The 15,938-nt window shown below is 59.7% G+C and carries 15 protein-coding genes; 6 read left to right on the top strand and 9 right to left on the bottom strand.

Translation table 11 applies throughout. The features are described 5' to 3' along the window. The first annotated feature begins 635 nt into the window (after nucleotides 1–635). A complete protein-coding gene (locus BMY73_RS13705; RefSeq protein ID WP_092407715.1) occupies nucleotides 636–2,129 on the top strand; it encodes a sensor domain-containing diguanylate cyclase in 1,494 nt (497 codons plus the stop codon). An 11-nt stretch (nucleotides 2,130–2,140) separates the two neighbouring features. Here BMY73_RS13705 and BMY73_RS13710 read toward each other — a convergent pair whose 3' ends face one another. Further along, nucleotides 2,141–2,923 carry a DeoR/GlpR family DNA-binding transcription regulator gene (locus BMY73_RS13710; RefSeq protein WP_092407717.1) on the bottom strand — a complete coding sequence of 261 codons (783 nt, stop codon included), beginning with the start codon at nucleotides 2,921–2,923 and terminating at the stop codon, nucleotides 2,141–2,143. Nucleotides 2,924–3,263: 340 nt separating this feature from the next. On the opposite strand from BMY73_RS13710, the gene BMY73_RS13715 reads away from it, so the two are divergent. Further along, complete coding sequence (locus BMY73_RS13715) at nucleotides 3,264–4,058, top strand: SDR family NAD(P)-dependent oxidoreductase (protein WP_092407719.1); 795 nt, start codon at nucleotides 3,264–3,266, stop codon at nucleotides 4,056–4,058. 103 nt (nucleotides 4,059–4,161) lie between these two features. Here BMY73_RS13715 and BMY73_RS28325 read toward each other — a convergent pair whose 3' ends face one another. The 3 genes from BMY73_RS28325 to BMY73_RS13725 all read right to left on the bottom strand — a co-directional run bounded on the left by BMY73_RS28325 (nucleotide 4,162) and on the right by BMY73_RS13725 (nucleotide 6,786). Beyond that, nucleotides 4,162–4,338 (bottom strand): hypothetical protein, encoded by a 177-nt coding sequence (locus BMY73_RS28325; RefSeq protein WP_175500180.1) that lies wholly within the window; start codon nucleotides 4,336–4,338, stop codon nucleotides 4,162–4,164. Nucleotides 4,339–4,448: 110 nt separating this feature from the next. Continuing rightward, nucleotides 4,449–5,390, bottom strand: a complete 942-nt coding sequence (locus BMY73_RS13720) for a sensor domain-containing diguanylate cyclase (RefSeq protein WP_062380243.1) — start codon at nucleotides 5,388–5,390, stop codon at nucleotides 4,449–4,451. A gap of 106 nt (nucleotides 5,391–5,496) precedes the next feature. Beyond that, the gene (locus tag BMY73_RS13725; protein WP_092407721.1) at nucleotides 5,497–6,786 is read right to left on the bottom strand and encodes a serine/threonine transporter; all 1,290 of its coding nucleotides are present in this window, start codon (nucleotides 6,784–6,786) and stop codon (nucleotides 5,497–5,499) included. A 436-nt stretch (nucleotides 6,787–7,222) separates the two neighbouring features. Between BMY73_RS13725 and BMY73_RS13730 the strand changes: the two genes are divergently transcribed. Both BMY73_RS13730 and BMY73_RS13735 read left to right on the top strand, forming a co-directional pair. After that, nucleotides 7,223–8,140 carry a glyoxalase gene (locus BMY73_RS13730; RefSeq protein ID WP_371914978.1) on the top strand — a complete coding sequence of 306 codons (918 nt, stop codon included), beginning with the start codon at nucleotides 7,223–7,225 and terminating at the stop codon, nucleotides 8,138–8,140. A 3-nt stretch (nucleotides 8,141–8,143) separates the two neighbouring features. Beyond that, nucleotides 8,144–9,553 carry an alginate export family protein gene (locus BMY73_RS13735; RefSeq protein ID WP_092407725.1) on the top strand — a complete coding sequence of 470 codons (1,410 nt, stop codon included), beginning with the start codon at nucleotides 8,144–8,146 and terminating at the stop codon, nucleotides 9,551–9,553. A gap of 151 nt (nucleotides 9,554–9,704) precedes the next feature. Here the strand turns inward: BMY73_RS13735 and BMY73_RS13740 are convergent, their stop codons facing one another. Then, nucleotides 9,705–10,463, bottom strand: coding sequence for an SDR family NAD(P)-dependent oxidoreductase (locus tag BMY73_RS13740; protein WP_092407727.1), 759 nt, complete (start codon nucleotides 10,461–10,463; stop codon nucleotides 9,705–9,707). Between the two features lie 244 nt (nucleotides 10,464–10,707). Between BMY73_RS13740 and BMY73_RS13745 the strand changes: the two genes are divergently transcribed. After that, nucleotides 10,708–12,162, top strand: a complete 1,455-nt coding sequence (locus tag BMY73_RS13745; RefSeq protein ID WP_092407729.1) for an MFS transporter — start codon at nucleotides 10,708–10,710, stop codon at nucleotides 12,160–12,162. 14 nt (nucleotides 12,163–12,176) lie between these two features. Here BMY73_RS13745 and BMY73_RS13750 read toward each other — a convergent pair whose 3' ends face one another. Continuing rightward, entirely contained in the window at nucleotides 12,177–13,028 is an 852-nt protein-coding gene (locus BMY73_RS13750; RefSeq protein ID WP_092407731.1) for a LysR family transcriptional regulator, read from the bottom strand. A gap of 107 nt (nucleotides 13,029–13,135) precedes the next feature. Here BMY73_RS13750 and BMY73_RS13755 point away from each other — a divergent pair, with 107 nt between their 5' ends. Then, a complete protein-coding gene (locus tag BMY73_RS13755) occupies nucleotides 13,136–14,035 on the top strand; it encodes an NAD(P)-dependent oxidoreductase (protein WP_092407733.1) in 900 nt (299 codons plus the stop codon). Between the two features lie 74 nt (nucleotides 14,036–14,109). Here the strand turns inward: BMY73_RS13755 and BMY73_RS13760 are convergent, their stop codons facing one another. The 3 genes from BMY73_RS13760 to BMY73_RS13770 all read right to left on the bottom strand — a co-directional run bounded on the left by BMY73_RS13760 (nucleotide 14,110) and on the right by BMY73_RS13770 (nucleotide 15,864). Beyond that, a complete protein-coding gene (locus tag BMY73_RS13760; RefSeq protein ID WP_092407735.1) occupies nucleotides 14,110–14,541 on the bottom strand; it encodes an HhH-GDP family DNA glycosylase in 432 nt (143 codons plus the stop codon). A gap of 84 nt (nucleotides 14,542–14,625) precedes the next feature. After that, nucleotides 14,626–15,003: a termination factor Rho gene (locus BMY73_RS13765; RefSeq protein ID WP_092407737.1), complete on the bottom strand. Its 378-nt coding sequence runs from the start codon at nucleotides 15,001–15,003 to the stop codon at nucleotides 14,626–14,628. Nucleotides 15,004–15,168: 165 nt separating this feature from the next. Next, nucleotides 15,169–15,864: a TetR/AcrR family transcriptional regulator gene (locus BMY73_RS13770; protein ID WP_092407739.1), complete on the bottom strand. Its 696-nt coding sequence runs from the start codon at nucleotides 15,862–15,864 to the stop codon at nucleotides 15,169–15,171. Nucleotides 15,865–15,938: the final 74 nt, after the last annotated feature.

Here is a 15,938-nt window from a genome sequence, read left to right on the forward strand (position 1 = left end):
ACTGTTCCGCCTTCGGCGGGTTACTTGAAAGGACCCCCCTCTTTGTTTCAAGAGGCAGCCAAGGGTCCGGCTCCTGGTTAGGCCCGACTTCGTCGGGTACCCGCACTCCGACGACGCTCCGTGGGCCCGCGCCGAACGGACATCCATGTCCTGACGGCGCTCTCGCGGCATCCATGCCGCTCGGCCCACTACGCGTCGTCGGCGTTTGGCCTGCACCCAAGTCGCGCTTTGTGGTGTCTGGCCTGCTGCGGTATGAAGATCAAAAGCCAGAGCGCGCTTTGCGCTGTTTAGATTCAACGCCTCAATCGTTGAATGAACATAAAACCGGTGGGAGTCAGCTTGCTGACGAATGCGGTTTGTCATTCACCTTTGATGAAACTGGCTCACTCCCCTCGCGAGCAAGCTGATTGTTCCGACGCTCCATAGCCTCATCTCTGGCGACAGTTTTGCGTTCAAAATCCCCGACTTGTCCTACTCTCTGTGTCAGACGGTCGCTGTTGTGCGATACCGTGTGCCACGGATCAGGGAGCATTCGTCACACACGGTGGGTCTGAAATCGTGGGCGTCAGTGAGGGTGGGGATTGAGACAAGTAGAAGGAACGGACTTCGACGCCAGGAACAGGCGTCTTAAGCGCATGCCTGTGTTGTGGCTGGCGGGATTCTTTACCGTGCTGGTGTGCCTGTCCATCACCAGCATCACGCTGTGGCAGTTGCGTCAGACGCGCACCCATGAGTTGAAGATGGCCAATACCAACGTGGCCAACCTCTCGCGTTCGATGGCACAGCAAGCCGACGACACGTTCAATCAGGCCGATATTCCGGTGGCGGGTATCGTCGAACGCCTGGCCTACGACGGCTTCGGCGCGGCCACGAGCTCGCGTATGCACGACTACCTGCACGCCACTGCTGCCAGCGTCGAGCAGATTCAGGGCTTGTTCATCTACGACAAAGACGGCAACTGGGCTGCCACCTCGCTGAACCACACTCCCCCCGGCGCCAACAACACCGACCGCGAATATTTCCAGTTTCACAAAGCCATCGACAGCAACCTGCCGCATATTGGCCAACCCATTCGCAGCCGCACCACTAACGACTGGATCATTCCCATCTCGCGACGGGTTAACGACTCGGCAGGTCATTTTGCTGGCGTGGTACTGGCGACCATCGAGCTTGCGTATTTCGATCGGTTCTTCGACCGTTTCGACATCGGCAATCGGGGGGTGATTACCTTGACGCTGGCGGACGGCACCGTCCTGGCGCGCCGGCCATCGCTGGAAAACGTGCGCGGTGCCTCCATCGCCGACGGGGAGTTGTTTCGTAAACACCTTAAAGAGCGCTATGAAGGCACAGCAACGGTGGCGTCGGTCCTCGACCACGAGATACGGCTGTACGGCTACAAACGTCTGGACCGATACCCGCTGATGGCCATGGCCGGCCTCTCGGAACATGAAGTGCTCGACGAGTGGCGGCAGTACGCGTGGCGCTCGCTGGCAATTATTGTGTGCATCGTGGTCGCCAACCTGCTGTTCGGTGTGCTGCTCTTTCAGCAGATTCGGTTCGGTCTCAACGCCGAATCACAACTCAGAATCGCCAGCCACTCGCTGGAGAAACTGGCCTTGCAAGACAGCCTCACCGGACTGGCGAATCGACGTCACTTCCATGAAATCCTCGGACTCGAGTTCCCCAAAGGCCAGCCCAACCAGCACCCGTTGAGCCTGATCATGATCGACATCGATTTCTTCAAGAGCTACAACGACAACTACGGCCATGTCGCGGGCGACAAATGCATTGTCGCCGTGGCCGAGTGCATTCGTGGCAACCTCAACCGGACCGGCGATCTGGCGGTGCGCTACGGTGGTGAAGAGATGGCCGTTTTCCTGCCGTACAGCGAAGCGCCCGGCGCTTATTTACTCGCGGAAAAAATTCGCCTGGCGGTGCTGGCACGCGCCATCGAGCATCAGGGTAATCCGAGCGGCATCGTCAGTATCAGCCTGGGGGTCTACGGCTGTCAGGTCCAAGAATGCCCTACCATGGAAACCTTCGTGGAACGCGCGGATGCGGCGCTGTATATCGCCAAGCATGAAGGACGTAACCGGACCGAAATCTGGCAAGGCGCAACGAAAACCTAGCAGAGCGTCGGTCAGGAACCCGGCTGCGCCTTGACGATATGAGCGACCTTACCGCGAAACAGCTCCAGCCTGTCCGCTGGCGCATCATGCTCGACCACCAGCGCCCCGACGTCCTCACACGGCGCGACCTGATAGTGGGCGATGCTCGACAGTTTCTCATTGATCACCGCCACCACCACCTGCCCGCTGCGCGCCACCACCGCCCGCTTGAACTCGGCCACATCCATGTCGAACGCGGTCACGCCCTTGACGGCGTCCAGCGCGCAAGCGCCCAGGAAACAGAGGTCAAAGTTGAAGTGCGCCAATTGCTGAATCGTCGTGAAGCCGTAGGTGCTTCCCGCAATCGGGCTGAGGCGACCGCCCAGCAGAATCACCTCCACCTGCGGTAACTTCATCAGCTCCACCGCCAGCACAGGCGAATTGGTGGTCACGGTCAGCGCGCTGTGCGGATCGATGGCTCGCACGATCGCCAGATTGGTCGACCCTCCGTCGATGAACACATGCTGTCCGGCACTGATGAGCCCGGCCGCCGCCACGCCCAATGCGCGTTTGCGGTTCGGTTCCTGCTCGATGCGCGCCGTCAGCGGCCCGTCCGACGCCAGCGAAATCGCCCCGCCGTACACCCGCTTGCACAGCCCTGCGGCGGCCAGCGCGCCGAGATCACGGCGAATCGAATGCTCGGACACCTTGAACTCAGTCGCCAGATCGGCGGCAATCACCCGACCGTGCACGGCCAGGCGCTCGGTGATCAGACGCTGACGCTCGCCTGGAAAGGCCTCGGGATTGGCTGACATAAAAGACCTCGACAACAGGCTGAATCGATCATAAACGAGCAGGATCATGCGTGCGTGTCTGCGGGAAAGTCAATCAGGCTGACCGGGCTATATCGGTGGAAGCCGCCGTCAACGTTTGATCGTTCCTCACGCTCCGCGTGGGAATGCATCTTCCGACGCTCCGCGTTGAAAGGACTGACGCAGAGCGTCAGGAAGGCGTTACCACGCGGAGCGTGGGAACGATCAGTGCCCTTCGCGGGACAAATCAGAAAAGCGCTCTGCCCGATCCAGCCTACACTCGCCTGAGCCCAAGCAGATTGCAGCACTCCATCATTCTTTCGACCTCACGGAGACATCGAACATGAACATCGATTTGACCGGTAAAACGGCGCTGGTAACGGGCTCCACGCTGGGCATCGGGTATGCCATCGCCAAAGGTCTGGCTGAAGCGGGCGCCGAAGTGATCGTCAATGGGCGTAAGCAGGAGGCGGTGGACGCGGCGGTGAGTCGGCTGAAGCAGGATGTCCCCGGCGCGATGCTGCGAGGCGTGGCGACTGACGTCGGCACCGCTGCGGGCTGTGAAGCGTTGGTCAAGGCGGTGCCGCAGGTCGACATTCTGATCAACAACGTCGGGATCTACGGTCCACAGGACTTCTTTGAAACACCTGATGACGTCTGGCAACGCTTCTTCGACGTCAATGTGATGTCTGGCGTGCGTCTGTCCCGCGCTTATGCGGACGACATGGCCAAGCGCGGCTGGGGCCGCATTGTCTTCATTTCGTCCGAGTCAGCCCTGAACATCCCGGCCGACATGATCCATTACGGCTTTACCAAGACCTCCAACCTGTCGATCTCGCGCGGCCTGGCCAAACGCATGGCTGGCACTGGCGTTACGGTGAACGCCGTATTGCCCGGTCCGACCTTGTCCGAAGGTGTGGCGGACATGCTCAAGGAAGAGGTCGAAAAAACCGGTGAGTCGCTGGAAGAAGCCGCCGCAGCGTTTGTCATGGCGCATCGCCCCAGCTCGATCATTCAGCGCGCGGCCACCGTCGATGAAGTGGCGAACATGGTGGTCTACGTGTCATCGAAACAGGCGTCAGCAACCACCGGAGCGGCGTTGCGCGTGGACGGCGGCGTGGTCGACACCATCGCGTAAGTCATCAGGGCGGGGATGAAAGGAAGGGAATTTGACTGCAATACGGGAGACCAGAGGCGCACATCAGTGACACCCCTGGTCTTTCTCGGCGGTATCAAAGTGTTTATTCCTCCTCTTCTTCCTCGTCGTCCACAAGCGTGAACCAGGGTTTCAGTTCGCTCAGCTCGAAATTGCCTGACTCCGCTCTGGCCCTCCCAAGACGGGGAAAGTCAGTAGGTTTGAACGACACGGACGAGTCGAAAACCTCAGCGCTCGTCAATACAACGGAGTTGTCAGCCATGTTTGAGCCTCCCTGTCCAAAGATGCGCGTAAGCGCCGGGAAACTATAGACCAGCTCAGTGAACCACTCGTCGATTCACGACCCGCTGGTCATAAAACAAAGCGAACGCCTTAGAATTCAGCGTACTCGGCGCGCATGCGTCCGTTACGTTTGACGACGTACAACAGGGCGTCCACCTTCTCGATGAACGAAACCGCGTTTTCCAAGGCGGAGGGGACGACGGTGCCAACACCCAGACTGAGGGTCAACAACGGTGACACCTCTGATTTTTCATGAGGAATCTGCTGCTGACGAACCAGTTGCATGCATTTTTCCGCCACCCTGCGTGCCTGGTCCTGGGTGGTTTCGGGGAGCAACCAGACGAACTCTTCGCCGCCGATACGGGCGATGAAATCACGCGGGTTATTGGCCGCCTGCGACAACGTCTTGGCGACGGTACGCAACGCTTCATCACCCTTGATGTGGCCGTAGTGGTCGTTGTACTGCTTGAAGTAGTCGATATCCATCATGATCAGCGATATCGGTTGTCTGGTTTCCTGTGCAAAGCCCCATTCACGCTCAAGCACCGTGTCGAACATGCGCCGGTTGGCAATGCCTGTCAGGCCGTCTTGATAGGAAAACGCCTCCAGTTGTTTCTGCAGACGCACCAGATGCTCTTCGGTTTTCTTGCGCTCGCTGATGTCGAACATGAAACCGACCAACGCTTCGACTTCACCGTTCTTGCGCACCACATGCACCACGTCGCGGATCCAGACGTATTCGCCGTCCTTGGTCAATGCGCGGTAATCGGCTTCGTGATCGACACCGGCCTTCGATTGCGACACGCAGAAGTTGACCACGTAATCACGATCGTCCGGGTGCATGCGCTCGACCCAGTCGTTGACGCCCACCCAACTGCCCTGCTCCCAGCCCAGCAATTGCTCGATCTGCGGGCCGATGTAACTGAACGTCATGCTGGCCCAGTCGATCCGCCAGGGGATGGCTTTGGTCGACTCGAGCAGGGTTTTATAGACATCGCTGTCAGTGCCTTGAGGCAGAGATTCGTCACTCATGGTTGCGGTATCCAGAGAGCAAGAAGATGGCAACATCATGTTGCCATCATCCATACCGCGCAAGCGAGGACCGTGGGGTGAATCAGGTTCCGGACGGTCGGCACATTTACGGCAGCAGCGAATACACCAGGGCCGAGATCGAGACCAGACCGACCGCCACGACGAACACGTTGGACAGCTTGCCAGCGTACTGACGCATGGCCGGCACTTTGCGCACGGCGTACATAGGCATCAGGAACAGCAACGCGGCGATCACCGGACCACCCAGGGTTTCGATCATGCCCAGGATGCTCGGGTTAAGCGTTGCCACCAGCCAGCAGACCACCAGCATGAACGCAGCCGTCAGACGGTCCAGCCAGCGTGGCGACGGACGATGACCGCTTTTCACGATCAGTCCTTTCAAGCCTTCGCTGGCGCCGATGTAGTGCCCCAGAAATGATTTGGTGATCGCCACGAACGCAATCAACGGTGCGGCGAACGCGATGGTCGGGTTGCTGAAGTGGTTGGCCAGGTACGACAGGATCGACAGATTTTGCGACTTGGCCTCGGCCAGTTGCTCCGGCGACAAGGTCAGCACGCAACTGAACACAAAAAACAGCACCATGACGACCATCAGCCCGTGTGCGCGAGCCAGGATCTGAGAGCTACGCCGCTCTGCCTGCTCACCGTACTGACGCTTCTGATCGACCGCGAACGCGGAAATGATCGGCGAGTGGTTGAAGGAGAAGACCATCACCGGAATCGCCAGCCACAACGTGTGCACAAAGGCCGAAGGCGCGGGCACACTCGACGCAGTGGAGAGAATGCCGCCCGTCCAGTGGGGGATCAGGAACACCGCCAGGAACAACAACGCGACGATGAACGGATAGACCATCAGGCTCATGGCCTTGACGATGAGTCGCTCGCCACACCGCACCACGGCCAGCAGGCCCAGAATCAGCACGAGCGCCAGCACCGCGCGTGGCGGCGGCTCAACGTGAAGCTGGTGTTCGAGAAAGCTCGTGACGGTGTTGGTCAGCGCGACGCTGTAGATCAGCAGAATCGGGAACACGGCGAAGAAATACAGCAAGGTGATCAGCGCGCCGGCCTGCTTGCCGAAATGCTGCTCGACGACTTCGGTAATGTCCGCACCCGCACGCCCGGACAGCACGAAACGGGTCAGCCCGCGGTGCGCGTAAAACGTCATGGGGAACGCGAGCAAAGCGAGGATCAGCAACGGCCAGAATCCTCCGATGCCTGCGTTGATCGGCAGAAACAACGTGCCGGCGCCGATGGCCGTGCCAAACAACCCGAGCATCCAGGTGGTGTCGTGGCGGTTCCATGCGGTCAATTCCGTCGTCACGCTCGCGGGCGCGGCGTCGATACGTGGTTCGACGCTGTTGGCCTGTTCATTCATCCGGTCGATTCTCCGTTGCCGGTGATAGCTACAAGGTCAAAAGCGCATCGAAAAGCTTGGCAGTCTGCGCCCCTGACCGGTTCTCTACAGGGAAAGGGGCGCGATTGTCCGGGATTAGGGAACAGAATCAAAGGGTTGTCGGAGGGATGGTCGTCGTTTCGGAGGTTTCTCACGCGAACGGCGACAAGATGACCGCGTAGGTTTTCAGTATTTTTTGAATTTTTTCACAATCATCTGGAATGCCTTCGGACCCGTCCCGTTAAGTCACGTCAGTAACAGGACCACAAATAGAACTGAGTTTCTTCCTTAAAAGGCCAATGAATCTGTGGGGCACAGGCCTCCGATCATGCCCAATCCGCCAAATAGCACGTCTATTCAATCCTCTTCAGGTCAGCGTGCGGACGATGGTGTCTGCCCTTTCCCGGAGATGATGTGCATGCGCGCAAGATTACTGATGATTTCAGCCACGCTGTTCGGCCTTGCCGGCCCGATGGCTGCGGTGGTTGCCCCGACGGCAGCGTTCGCTCAGTCGGCAGCGGCAGCGGTTGCGGTAGCCCCGCAATACGACACCACCCATGTGTACGTCGCGCCAGCGGATGTCGATCGTTTCGTTCAGAGCTTCACGGCCACCTTTGGCGGGCAAAGCACGCCACAGGTCGTGGTCAATGTGCTTCCGGTGCCGAGCAGCACCACTTCGCAGCTGATCCAGACCCCAGTGGGCACCGTTTCCCTGTTCGGTTTCAAGACCCCGATTCCGCACCCGTTCGGCCAGGAACGCAATGGTTATCTGGTCAAGGACATGGACCTGGCGATCAAGCAAGCGCGCATGGCCGGTGCTGATGTGATCGTTTCGGATTTCCCGGACCCCATCGGCCGTGACGCCGTGGTGCAGTGGCCGGGCGGCGTGAACATGCAACTTTACTGGCACACCAAAGTGCCGAATTACGCGCCGTTCCAGAGCATTCCGGAAAACCGCGTGTACGTCTCCAATGATCGCGCCGCGGCGTTCGTCAAATCCTTCCTCGCGTTCTCCCACGGCAAAGTTGTAAGCGACGACAAAAAAGCGCCAGGCGCTGAAATCGGTCGCGCTGACGGGACTTACCATCGCATCCGCATCGAGTCGTCGTTTGGCAAAATGGTCGTGCTCGCCACCGATGGCCACTTGCCGTATCCGTTTGGCCATGACAACACCGGCTATGAAGTCAGCAACCTGCAGGACACCCTGAACAAGGCGAAAGCAGCGGGCGTCAAAGTGATCGTCGAGCCGGTCAACAGCCAGGGTCGCACGGCTGCGCTGGTTGAGTTCCCGGGCGGTTACGTGGCTGAAATTCATCAGCTCGCAACAGCCGGTTGACCGATGGCCAGTATCCGATTTGCCACAGGTCTGAGTGGTGTCTGTCTGGTCGTGGCGCTGCCTCTGGTCAGCCCCCACGCCAGTGCTGCTACCGCCGAAACAAGGCCGGCGATCAAGACCAATCGCTGGCAGGAGGATTGGTCGGTACTGGCCGATCCGACGCTCAGAACCGAACCGCTGGACAGCCTGAAATATATCTCGCTGTCCACCGACGATCCGCAGACCTATCTGTCGCTGGGCAGCACGTTGCGTGAGCGTTTCGAGATGAACGACGCCAGCGCTTTCGGCACCCGCAATGTCGCTCGCGATGCCTATCTGTTGCAGCGCTTTCAGGTCCATGCCGATCTGCATTTCAACGAGAACTGGCGGCTGTTCACCCAGCTCGAAGACGTGCGCGCCTACGACAAGACCACCCTCGGCGGCGCAGACCAGAACCGCACCGACCTGCGCCTGGCGTTTCTCGAATACACCAGGAAGCTGGGCGACAATACGTTCAAGGCGCGTGTCGGTCGGCAGGATTTTGCCTTCGACTTGCAGCGTTTCATTTCTTCACGCGACGGGCCGAACGTGCGGCAGTCCTTCGATGCCTTGTGGGCGGACTGGGAAACCGGGCTGTGGCGCTTCATCGCGATTGCCAGCCGGCCTGTGCAATACCAGGACGAGCGGCATTTCGACGACCGTTCCAACCACGAATTTCGTTTCCACATGCTGCGGGCCGAGCGTCTGGTGGGTGGCAGCAACGAGCTGTCGGCTTATGTCGGGCTGTATGAACGTGACGACGCGAGTTACCTGGACGCCACCGGTGCCGAACACCGGAATATCTTAGACGCCCGCCTGGCCGGTGCGGCCGAGGGTTATGACTGGGATCTGGAAGCAATGGGCCAGACAGGTTCAGTCGGTTCCAAGAGCATCCGTGCCTGGGCGGGTGGCAGCCGCGTGGGTTACACCTTTTCCGACGTGACCTGGACGCCTCGAATCGGCCTGCAACTGGATGCCGCCTCGGGCGACAGGCAGAACGGCGATGGCACGGTGGGGACGTTCAATCCGCTGTTTCCCAACGGCTATTACTTTTCCCTGGGCGGCTATACCGGCTACGCCAACATCCTGCATGTGAAGCCGTCGATTACTGTCAAACCCATCGCCAAGCTGAGCGTGCAGACTGCAATGGGTTTGCAGTGGCGCGAGACCACCAAGGACGCCGTGTACACGCAGCCGAACATCGCGGTGGCCGGGACAGCCGGACAGGGCAGTCGCTGGACGGGCGCGTATGGTCAGCTGCGCACCGATTACGCGTTCACCGGCAATCTGAGCGGCGCCATCGAAGCGGTTCACTACGACGTCGGACAGACGGTGCGCGATGCCGGAGGCCATGACAGCAATTACCTGGGCGTCGAGTTGAAGTTCTCCTGGTGAACGGAAGCTGCCTCTGGGCCGGAAGAACACCCTTGCCCCTTAGAACTTCGGGCGAGGGGTCTGACAACGTTTCCAGAACACTCGAACAGGACGTCCTGCAATGGATTGCACGCCGACACTGAAGGCGTCACTGTTGAAGCGCAATGAGACCTCAGATCTGTGACAATCCACCGTCGACCATCAGCTCCACGCCGTTCACGTATCTAGCGTCGTCGGAGGCCAGAAACAATGCCGCACTGGCGATCTCTTCAGGTTGTGCCATGTAGCCCAATGGCGTGATTTGCTCAACATGTTGGCGCAGCGCGGCAATGTCGCTTTCGCTCATTTTCAGACCGTTGTCCATCAGCGGTGTGCGGGTGAAGCCGGGGCTCAGTACGTTCGCGCGGATCTTGCGGTGCTTGAGTTCATTGGCCCACGTGCGTGCAAACGATCGCACCGCCGCCTTGGAAGCGTTGTACAGACTCAATCCTTCCATGCCGTTGCTGGAACAGATCGAAGCGGTCAAAACGATGGACGACGCGTCTTTCATCAAGGGCAGAAGCGTTTGGACGCTGAAGAACACACCTTTGACATTGACGTCGAACATGGCGTAGTAAGCGGCCTCGTTGGTTTCTCCGACCGGATTTTTCTCACAGATCCCGGCATTCGCGAATACAGCGTCCAGCCGGTCGTTCCGTGCTTCGATCGTCGCCTTGAGTGCGTCGAGATCCGCCTGACGCGAGACATCCGACACCACCGCGACGGCCTTGTCGCCGAGTTCGGCAACCGCCGCCTCCAGCGTGTCCGCTGCCCTTCCGGTGATGTAAACGCGCTTGGCGCCCTCGGCGATCAAGGCTTGTGCGATGGAAAATCCGATCCCCGTGGACCCGCCGGTCACCGCAGCAACCTGATCGCTGAATTTACCTGACATGTCTGACTCCTCAGTCGCTGATAAAAGTGTCGTCTGAATCGACCTTGTCCATGGTGACCGTCATCGGAGCAGCGCGGCACTGACACGAATGAACGATGGCCGTGCATTTTTGTGAGGCGAAAGACCAGGCGCGATCCCCTAAATTGGGACCCACCGGCCTGGCACGAGCGGGCGAAACGCTTGCTCGACAGGACCCGGCCGTTCATTCGTCGTGAAACCTGAGTTTCCACACAGGATGCCTGTCATGTCTCAACTCGAAATCGCAGCGCCGGAGCCCCGGCGCTGGTTGATGTTCGCCATCTTGCTGGTCGGTGCGTTTTTGCCACCCCTGGATTTTTTTATCGTCAACGTCGCGCTGCCTTCGATACAGGAGGACTTGGGCACCGCGTCCTCTGCCGAGCAGCTCGTGATTTCGTCCTACGCGACGCTCTATGCCGTGACGCTGATTACCGGCGGGCGACTCGGTGATCTGTATGGTCGCGGTCGGATGTTTTTCCTGGGCCTGCTGGGCTTCGCTGCCGCGTCGCTGATGTGCGGCCTGGCGACGACGCCCTGGATCCTCATCCTTGGACGCGCGTTGCAGGGCGTGACCGCCGCCGTGATGGCGCCTCAGGCGCTCGCCTCGGTGCAAGCGATTTTCCCGGCGTCGGAAAGGCCATTGGCATTGAGTCTGTACGGAGCGGTCTTTGGACTGGCATCCGTGATCGGACAGGCGCTGGGCGGCGTTTTGATTGCAATCGACGTGTTGGGCATGGGATGGCGCGCGATATTTCTGGTCAATCTGCCCATCGCGTTGCTGGTCATCGCGTTCGGCATCCCTGTGCTTAAAGAAACCCGTGCACTGCATGCGAGCAAGCTGGATCTGGTGGGCACGGCGTTGTCGATGCTCACCCTGACCACGTTGGTCGTGCCGTTGATCGAAGGCCGCGAGGCAGGATGGCCGATGTGGGCGTGGCTGATGCTCGCCGCAGCGCCCGTGCTGGCGGTGTTGTTCTGGCGGTACGAAACCCGTCTGCACCTCGCCGGCGGGACGCCTGTCCTCGCCCCCGCCGCACTGAAAGCGCCTGGCCTGGGCCGAGCGTTACTGGTCGCGCTGTGCTTCTACGCCATGGGTGTCTTTTTCCTGCTGCTTTCAAGGTACATGCAAGGCGCACTGCACATGACCGCACTCCAGGCCGGCCTGATCTTCCTGCCGTTCGGCGCGGGATTCCTGGTTGGCCCATTGTCGGTCCCCCCAATCAGACGCATGCTTGGCGACTACGTGAACCCGGTCGGCATGGGGCTGGAAGTATTCGGCTTTCTATGGCTGGGTTGGCTTGTGTCAGTGACGCCGACCACCCTTGCCCCGCCCCTCACCGCCCTGACAGCCATCCTGTTCCTGATCGGGTTTGGGCAAGGTCTGGCCCTGCCGACATTGATGCGCATGGTGACGGGTCGGGTCGCGCCAGCCTATTCCGGGATGATCGCCGGCATCACCAGCGCGACGCTGCAAATCAGCACATCGCTGAGCGTCGCGTTGATCGGCGGCGTTTTCTATACCTTGCTGGGGGAACAGGCGACAGCGGCCAGCATCACTCACGCGTTCACGGTCTCTGTCGTGTGCATTGCGGCCTGCCTGGCCGTGGGAGCCGCGGTGAGCCTGACGTTAGCGAGGCAGCCGGCGCAGGTGCCGGAGGCGTCGGCCATTCGGTCGAACTGACAAGCTGTAACGCGCTAACCCGCGCCGATCATGCTGGAGGCCAGGTCGGCCAGCGCCCGCAGCCGGTCCATCTGGCGCATGTCCTGGTGATAGCCCATCCAGATGTCCCGTCCTGGCGGCGGCTCGTCCTCATCCAGCCGTCGCAGTCCCGACACCGAGTCGCCGAGGACGCGTGGCAATACGGCAAGGCCCAGCCCTTTCGCGCACATCTGCGCCTGAACCGTGCGGCTGCTGCTGGTAAACACGGTGCGGGCCTTCGGATAGCGCTGCTGCAGCCATTGCACGTCCGGGTAATGGGCCTGGGCGATATTCATCAGGATAAGGCCCAGGCCTTCGCCATCCGGGGGCGGCGCCGGGGCCTGCGAAGCGGCGTAGAGCCCGTACGGCAGCGTTGTCAGCTTGCGCTGGACGATGTCCGGTTCGGTGAAGGGCACGATCCGGAAGGCGATGTCGGCATCCCGGCGGGCAAGGTCGAATAGCCGATGCCCGGCGATGACCTCAGGGACGATCAACGGGTAGCGTTGCGCCAGTTCGCTGAGGACCGGCGACAACACATGACAGGCGAACCAATCGGCTGAGGATATGCGCAACAGGCCTTCCGGTTGATCGCCATGCCCCGCCAGGCGACGCTCGATGGCCAGGGCGCTGAGTTCCATGTCCTGCGCCAGACTGAGGATCTTCTCGCCGGTGTCGGTGAGCACCAGTCCCTGGGCAGTTCGTAGAAAAAAAGGTTGCCCGCTGGTTTGTTCAAGCACCTGCAGGCGCCGCCCGACCGTCGGGTGACTCACCCCCAACTGCCGGGCGGCGCCACCGAGCGAGCCGCTGCGGGCAATCGCCAGGAAGACCCGCATGTCACTCCAGTCCATGCCTCACCCCGTACAAAAATGAACGCTGAGGTTGCAACAATGGCAGTCCCGCAGCAATCCCCTGAGCCACATACTTTGAAGCCATTAACAGCATCGCAGGCTTCAACATGAACATCGGGTTTATTGGAACAGGCAGCATGGGGCGCGCCATGATTCCCCTCCTTCTCAAGGCAGGGCATCGCGTCTCGGCATGGAATCGCACTCGGGAAGCGCTCACCGCTCTGGAAGGCGTACGCGTCCTCGCCACACCGGCCGAGGCGTTCCGGGAGGACGTCACCTTCAGCATGCTCGCCGACGATCACGCCGTCAGAGCCGTGCTGTTAGCCTCCTCAGCCCTGGGAACGGCGAAAGAAGGCTGTGTCCATGTGGTGATGTCGACGCTCTCTCCCCCGCTCATGAACGAGCTGCAAGCGATTCATCACGCGAACGGCATTGCACTGGTCGCGGCGCCGGTCTTTGGCGTGCCCGCGGTGGCGTCAAAGGGCGAATTGAACATCATGGCGGCCGGGTCGCCCACTGCGATTGTGACGGTACAGCCCCTCTTTGATGTGCTGGGTAAAAAGACCTGGCGTCTGGGTGATGATCCGGTGCACGCAAGCATTGCCAAGATCGCCGGGAACATGATGATCACCCAGGCCATCCAGTCCTTGGGCGAAGCCAGCGCCCTGGCCGGGCGTCATGGGCTAAGCCCGGCCACGTTCATTGACCTCATGACCCAGACCCTGTTTGCCTCGCCGAGCTATCAACGCTATGGACAGAACATCGTCAACGATTCCTTTGAGCCGGGCTTCACATTGTTGCTGGGGCTCAAGGACATCAACCTGGCCCTTGAGGCAGCCCACCGCGTAAATCTGGAATTGCCCGCAGCCAATGCGGTCCGGGCAAACATGACGGCGGCCGTGACCCGAGGGCTGGGGCACAAGGACTGGTCGATTTTTGCGACCGAGACGGTTACCCGAGCAGCCGATGGCTCCGAGGTCAGGGGAGCAGTGAGTGCGCCCCGGTGATCGATCTCATCGGCGGCGTCAATAAGGCTCGGTGAGGGCAGGCGCTGGGCGACGGCGGACGCCTGGCGCCCCGCTCAGAACAGTATCTTCAACGCATCACGCATGAAAATTTCGACGGTTTTCGGGCCAATGCCTTCGAACGCAGCCAACTGCTTTTCAAACGCTGCCCGATCTTCGCTGGCCTGCCGAATGTTCATGATCTTTCCGCCGTACTCTTCGTTCAGTTTTCTGCTCAATTTGAGCAAACGCTCGGCGGTCGATTCGTCATATCGGGCATAACCGCCCTCACCCAGCATTCTCACCAACTCCCCGTGCGTGCACGCGGCAAGTTTTCTCGGCGTATCCCGCTGATGTTTATCGATGATGACCTTGTAGGCCTCAGCGGCAATCCCCGAGCGAATCCGTTTGCCCATTAAAAAGCTGGCTATCAACCATTTGAACAACGCCTGTTCATCGCCTTTATCCAGATGAATGTTCAAGTCTGCTGCGCTGATGTTTTTGCTCATGACTCACCTGTTTGGGAAGGCGAATTCGGGTTAAAGCAAATGCCTCCACGTAATCGCCTGAGCGAAGTCTGCGTCGATCAGCGATCACTTCGCTTTCAGCGCGTCGATCAACTGCGCTTTGGTCATTTTCGAACGTCCAGAGATACCGCGACTTCGGGCCTCGCTCATGAGGCTTTCCTTGCTCTGCGTTTCAAGTGAAGCCTTGGAGTCGCGCCCATGGCCGCTGCGTGTCTGCGCGGCTCGTTTGCCCGAGTCAGTTTTGGCCCGTTCCTTCGTCGAGTGCGACGTTTTTTTGCCCGAGCCACCAGCCTTTTCACCGCCTCCCGACTGCTTGTTCACCGTTGCCCAGGCGCGAGCCTCGGCCTCACCTTTGGGCGTACCCTTGCGCTCATAGCTCTCTTCGATGTGCTCGGCTTTGCGCTTTTGATCGTCGGTGTACTTATCTTTGCTTCCACGTGCCATGGTAAATACCTCTACGCCGATACTTCTATGCACGAAGGCGCGAGTGAGCCTTCGCTCCTGTCCCAATAAGGAAGCGAATTTTGTCAGGAAAGTTCATCGGATTTTTCCAGGCCCACGTGCCCTGCACGTGATCACCTTGCAGGCCCACCCAACTCGCGGGAACCTTCAGGCTGCAGGTGCCTGAGGCGGGATGCCGTCAGGTTGAAGGGATGACTCGTAGTCAGGAATCGACAACAGGCTGAACCCATTGCGACGGAGAAATCGCTCAAGATCCCGAGCCTCTGGTTCCACGCCGGTAAACATTTTCAAATACTCCGGTACGTGTGCTAACCGCTCTTCAATGCTTTCCACCGTCTTCATGCCGATATAACCAATTTGCGCGAGGTAAATCACACGACCGCGCGTGGCCGCAGTATGAGCGCTATAGCCAAACCTTTCGAACATGCCCCCTAACGCCTGCACCCGTAACGCATCCGCTTCGGCAATGTGTCTGGCGACTTCCTCGGATTGCAACGCCCAGCTTCGCATCGCGAACTCCAGTTGAGAGTCGAAAATACTGGCGTTCAACCAGCAATCAAACACGTTAAGGATCGCTTCGGTTATCGATTCGGCGTACGCCTGAGTCTGGGCGATCAGGTTGTTCGTATTTTTGACCTTCCACATCTCTATCAAGGCAGTGAGGAGTGCTTCACGGTCTTCGAAATACCAATAGAAACTGGTGCGCGCCAGCTTCACCTTTTTCGCCAAAGGGAGCACGCGAACGGCGTCCACACCTGATTCGATCAAGATTTCGTATGCAGCGGCAAGCCAGGTATCGACGGAGCCACGGACGTTTTCGGAATTCGGGGGGGAGGTAGTCATACGGGGATCCTACAACCACTCAGCGCGATGTCGCAACCGCAATGTACACAAGCGACCACCCTGTTGACACCACT

This window comes from Pseudomonas sp. NFACC02, from assembly GCF_900110765.1.
GTDB lineage: Bacteria > Pseudomonadota > Gammaproteobacteria > Pseudomonadales > Pseudomonadaceae > Aquipseudomonas.

What these genes read in the sequence shown, in the direction of transcription:
- BMY73_RS13705 (WP_092407715.1), top strand. Translation starts at nt 636, where the DNA reads ATGCCTGTGTTGTGGCTGGCGGGATTCTTTACCGTGCTGGTGTGCCTG.
- BMY73_RS13710 (WP_092407717.1), bottom strand. Translation starts at nt 2,923, where the DNA reads ATGTCAGCCAATCCCGAGGCCTTTCCAGGCGAGCGTCAGCGTCTGATC.
- BMY73_RS13715 (WP_092407719.1), top strand. Translation starts at nt 3,264, where the DNA reads ATGAACATCGATTTGACCGGTAAAACGGCGCTGGTAACGGGCTCCACG.
- BMY73_RS28325 (WP_175500180.1), bottom strand. Translation starts at nt 4,338, where the DNA reads ATGGCTGACAACTCCGTTGTATTGACGAGCGCTGAGGTTTTCGACTCG.
- BMY73_RS13720 (WP_062380243.1), bottom strand. Translation starts at nt 5,390, where the DNA reads ATGAGTGACGAATCTCTGCCTCAAGGCACTGACAGCGATGTCTATAAA.
- BMY73_RS13725 (WP_092407721.1), bottom strand. Translation starts at nt 6,786, where the DNA reads ATGAATGAACAGGCCAACAGCGTCGAACCACGTATCGACGCCGCGCCC.
- BMY73_RS13730 (WP_371914978.1), top strand. Translation starts at nt 7,223, where the DNA reads ATGCGCGCAAGATTACTGATGATTTCAGCCACGCTGTTCGGCCTTGCC.
- BMY73_RS13735 (WP_092407725.1), top strand. Translation starts at nt 8,144, where the DNA reads ATGGCCAGTATCCGATTTGCCACAGGTCTGAGTGGTGTCTGTCTGGTC.
- BMY73_RS13740 (WP_092407727.1), bottom strand. Translation starts at nt 10,463, where the DNA reads ATGTCAGGTAAATTCAGCGATCAGGTTGCTGCGGTGACCGGCGGGTCC.
- BMY73_RS13745 (WP_092407729.1), top strand. Translation starts at nt 10,708, where the DNA reads ATGTCTCAACTCGAAATCGCAGCGCCGGAGCCCCGGCGCTGGTTGATG.
- BMY73_RS13750 (WP_092407731.1), bottom strand. Translation starts at nt 13,028, where the DNA reads ATGGACTGGAGTGACATGCGGGTCTTCCTGGCGATTGCCCGCAGCGGC.
- BMY73_RS13755 (WP_092407733.1), top strand. Translation starts at nt 13,136, where the DNA reads ATGAACATCGGGTTTATTGGAACAGGCAGCATGGGGCGCGCCATGATT.
- BMY73_RS13760 (WP_092407735.1), bottom strand. Translation starts at nt 14,541, where the DNA reads ATGAGCAAAAACATCAGCGCAGCAGACTTGAACATTCATCTGGATAAA.
- BMY73_RS13765 (WP_092407737.1), bottom strand. Translation starts at nt 15,003, where the DNA reads ATGGCACGTGGAAGCAAAGATAAGTACACCGACGATCAAAAGCGCAAA.
- BMY73_RS13770 (WP_092407739.1), bottom strand. Translation starts at nt 15,864, where the DNA reads ATGACTACCTCCCCCCCGAATTCCGAAAACGTCCGTGGCTCCGTCGAT.